This is a genomic window from Saccharopolyspora sp. NPDC000995, from assembly GCF_053599315.1.
In genome coordinates this window covers 1-3,866 of record NZ_JBSFLZ010000243.1, presented here as the reverse complement: position 1 = coordinate 3,866, position 3,866 = coordinate 1, and the positions used below count along the sequence as shown (strand labels likewise).

The window sequence follows — 3,866 nt, the reverse complement described above, 5'->3', positions numbered from 1 at the left end:
CTACAAAGCCACCCTCAACGTCGACATCCTCGCGCCCGCAGATCCTTGACAACCAGCACCAACGTCCAAACTTCACGGCCTTGGCACTAGATCCGCGCCATCGACAGCACGGGGTCCGCTGGCGTCCGTGGTTCAGAACGCCAGGGCCATTAGTTGGATCGGGATCATCGCGATGATCGATGCGGCCGAGACCGTCAGCGTCACCGACTTCAGGGCCCCTCGGGTCGTTTGCGGTAGCAGGGTTTGCAGCAGCCAGAACGTGTTGCTGGTGGCGTGGATGACGAACAAGGAACCCGCGCCCGCCGCGAGGGCGACGAAGACCGGGTCGATGTCCAGCAGCGGCATGACTGGGCCCAGCACGCCGGCGGCGGTGATCGACGCGAGCGTCACCGAGCCGATCGCGATGTGCAGTACCGCGGCTACCAACCACACCAGCAGCAGCGGGACGACCGTGCTTGTGGAGAAGTAGCCCTTCAGCAGTTCACCCAGGCCCACGTCCTTGACCGTCTGCGCCAGCGAGCCGCCGACACCGGTAAGGATGAGGATCTGGCCGCTTTCGTGGAAACCGCGCTTGAACGCCGCCGCGGTCTGCTCGGCCGGGAGCTTCCAACGCGCGAGGACCACCGCCCCGATCAGGCCGATGAGCAGGGCGATCACCGGGTCGCCGACGAAGCCGACCCACGGCGAGGAGAACCCGGCCATCTCCGCGATGGCACCGAAGGCGATCAACGCCAGCGCGAGCAGCAGCGGAGCCAGCAACAGGGGCAGTGGCGGCAGCTCGCGTGACCGCTCCTGCTCGGCACCCTCCGCGACCGGCAAGTCCTCGGTCTCGTCCAGCTCCGGGTTCCACAAGCCGCGCTTGGCCAGCGCCGTGAACAGCGCCAGCGTGGCGACGATGGTGAAGACCGCCGTGACGAGGCCGAAAATGAACATCTTGCCGAAGGACAGGTGCAGCACCCCGGCCAGGGCGACCGCCCCGACACCGGGCAGCACGAACACCAGGCCGACCTCGATGCCCAGCGCCATCGCCGCGCACGTCCGCGCCACGCCGTACGCGCCAATCTGCCGGGACAGCCGGCTGGCCAGCGGCGCGGTGATCACCAGCAGCACGTCCGCGAAGATCGACTGCAGAGCGATGCCGACGGTGGCGCCGAAGGTGTAGGGCAGCGACCGCGGGCCGAAGGTCCGCACGAGTAGATCGACGAGCTTCTCGATCGCGCCGAGGGAGGCCATCAGCGAGCCGAGCAGCACGCCGAACGCGATCAGCAGGCCGACCTCGGTCATCAGGTCGCCGAAGCCGGTGGTGATGGACTTGATGGTCTGCTCCGGGCCCATTCCGGAGACCAGCCCCAGGTAGATCGCGCCGAGGACGAGCGCGATGGCCGGGCTGATCTTGGCCCGGAGGATGAGCACGACAACGCCGACGATGGTGATCGCGGCGTTGGCGAAGACAACGATGTCCGACATCTTTAGAGTCCGATTCCGTCGGGGTCGGCACGAGCCGACTCTAGGAGGTTTGCGGCGAGAAGCTTTTCCGCCTGGGCGGGTTGTGCCCATCAGGCGGCGACGAAGACGGACCGGTGCACGCGCTGCCGTCGGCGCTGGCGAAGATTCCGGCCGCCCCGCCCGCGGTTCGGCGGTAGCCGTAGCGACAGAACCGTTCACCACCGGCGTCGGCGTGCTGGACCGCTCGGTGGCCATCCTGGACTGCGTGGAAAGCCACCCGATGGGCACCAGCGAACTGGCCAGGACGCTGGGCCTGACGGTGTCGTCCACCGCGCACCGGCTAGCCACTGCCCTCGTCGCGCATGGCCTGCTGCGGCGCGACTCCGCCGGCTGCTTCCACCTGGGCCCGCGATTCGCGACCTCGGCGCTCGCCGGGACCGCGAGCCCGGCGCTGGAGGAACTGCGCGCGACGGCCGGAGAATCGGTGCAGCTGTGGGTTCGCCGCGCCGACCACCGGCTGTGCATCGTGAGCGTGGAGTCGTCGGAGGAGCTGCGCGCCAGCCACCCGTTGGCACCCTCCTGCCGTTCCCGCACGGCTCCTCCGGCCAGGTGCTGCTCGGCGAGCGGAACCCGGACGGCCACGACTGGGTCGAGAGCATCCAGGCACGTGCGCCGGGTGTCGGCACGGTCAGCGCGCCGGTGCGCCTGCATGGCGACACGATCGCGGCGGTGTGCCTGTCGGCGCCGATCCAACGGCTCCAACCCAGCCCCGGCCTGCGGTTCGGCGCCCAGGTCGTCGCGGCGGCAGCTCGAATCGAAGCCGCCCTCGACAGCTAGACGCATCTACGTCAGGTGGATGGGCAGGGATTCCAGCCCGTAGACGATCGAAGCCTTCCGGAAGTCCAACTCCTCGGGGGCAATCGCCAAGCGCATGTCCGGGAAACGCCGGGTCAGGGCCGGGTAGGCCTCGCGGAGCTCCAACCGGCCGAGCTCTGCGCCCACGCAGCGGTGGATTCCGTAGCCGAAGGCCAGGTGTGAGTTGGCACGGCGCATGGGATCGAGCCGCTCGAGGTCCGACCCGAGCTCGTCATCCCGGTTCGCGCCGGTCAACGAGCACACCACGACGTCGCCCCGCGAGATCTTCACCCCGCCGATCTCTACGTCCTTTCGTGCGAAGCGCGGGAAAGCGACCTGGACGACGGTGAGGTGGCGCAGCAATTCCTCGACGAAACCGGCGATGGCGGCATCGTCATCGCGGACCATCGCCAGGTGGTCCGGGTTCTGCAGCATGACCAGAGCGCCTAACGAGAGCATGCTGGCCGTGGTCTCGAACCCGCCGGTGAGCACCCCGTCCGCGAGCTCCGCCAGCTCACGATCGGTGACGCCCTCGCCGTGCTCCTTGATGAGGGCGCCCAGCAGGCCTTCGCCCGGGCTTTCGCGCTGCTCCTTGACGACCCGGTGCAGGTACTCCAACGACTGCGACATCGCGCCGAGCGACGCGGCGACGCCGTCGAACAGGTCGAACCGCGCCACGCTCAGCTCCTGGAACTCCGCGCGGTCCACGTGCGGCACACCGAGCAGTTCACAGATCACCAGCGACGGGATCGGCATCGCGAACTCCCGCACCAGGTCGACCGGTCCGTCCCCCGCTTCCATCAAGTCCAGCCGCGCACCGACGATCGCCTGGATCTCCGGCCGCAACCGCTCCAACCGCCGCATCGTGAACTCCGGCGTCAGCATGCGGCGTAACCGGGTGTGGTCCGGCGGATCGGTGAAGCCGAGGCCACCGGGGTTGTCCTCCGCTCGGACGCCCGCGTTACCGACGAGGTGTTTGAAGTCGTTGCTGAACGTGCCGGCGTCCCCGAGCACTGCCTTGGCATCCCGGTAACTGGTGACCAGCCAGACGTTCAGCCCGAACGGCACCGGGAGCTTGGCGACCGGCTCCTGCTGCCGCTTGAGGCCGAGTTCCGGCAGCGGGTCCAGGCCGGTGCGGCGCAATGGCATCAACGCCGCGTCCGGCAACAACGCCAGCGCCTCGGTCCCTTTCCCGCGCAGGCGCGCGAGATACCGACGCAGGAACCAGGACGAGATCCGAGATCGAAGACTTCCCACCGAGCTAACCTCTCGTAGCGCATGTTCCGCCAACAAGACTTCGATTCATCCAAGCGGATGTGGATCTCCGGGATTCACTCGGCCCATGCCTGCGCCACCAGGCACGAGCCCCGACACCACCGTCCACATCGGACGGCGGCGTCGGGGCTCGTGCTTTCAGCGGGCCAGCTGGGTCTCCAGCTGATCTGCCAGCTTGTTCATGATTCCGGCGTAGCTCACTAGGCCACCATCCCTTTTGCAGCCCTGTCGGATAGGGTTGTGACCTCTCGGTCCCGGTGGGTGCATGGCCTGTGTCGCGTGCCGCTTGA

The 3,866-nt window shown here is 68.2% G+C and carries 3 protein-coding genes and 1 pseudogene; 2 read left to right on the top strand and 2 right to left on the bottom strand.

What is annotated here, in order from left to right:
- Positions 1-132: 132 nt before the first annotated feature.
- Positions 133-1,467: a GntP family permease gene (locus ACWDKQ_RS35370; RefSeq protein ID WP_450143105.1), complete on the bottom strand. Its 1,335-nt coding sequence runs from the start codon at positions 1,465-1,467 to the stop codon at positions 133-135.
- Between ACWDKQ_RS35370 and ACWDKQ_RS35365 the strand changes: the two are divergent.
- Both ACWDKQ_RS35365 and ACWDKQ_RS35360 read left to right on the top strand, forming a co-directional pair.
- Positions 1,379-1,768, top strand: a pseudogene (locus ACWDKQ_RS35365) (hypothetical protein); the annotation flags it as partial. The gene ACWDKQ_RS35370 and the pseudogene ACWDKQ_RS35365 sit on opposite strands and share 89 nt — an antisense overlap.
- Before the next feature lie 197 nt (positions 1,769-1,965).
- Positions 1,966-2,283: a hypothetical protein gene (locus ACWDKQ_RS35360; RefSeq protein WP_450143106.1), complete on the top strand. Its 318-nt coding sequence runs from the start codon at positions 1,966-1,968 to the stop codon at positions 2,281-2,283.
- 6 nt (positions 2,284-2,289) lie between these two features.
- On the opposite strand, the gene ACWDKQ_RS35355 is transcribed toward ACWDKQ_RS35360, so the two are convergent.
- A complete protein-coding gene (locus ACWDKQ_RS35355; protein WP_450143104.1) occupies positions 2,290-3,558 on the bottom strand; it encodes a cytochrome P450 in 1,269 nt (422 codons plus the stop codon).
- Between the last annotated feature and the right edge of the window lie 308 nt (positions 3,559-3,866).

Excerpts from the sequence above, each read along its gene's own strand:
- ACWDKQ_RS35370 (WP_450143105.1), bottom strand. The coding sequence starts at position 1,467 with ATGTCGGACATCGTTGTCTTCGCCAACGCCGCGATCACCATCGTCGGC.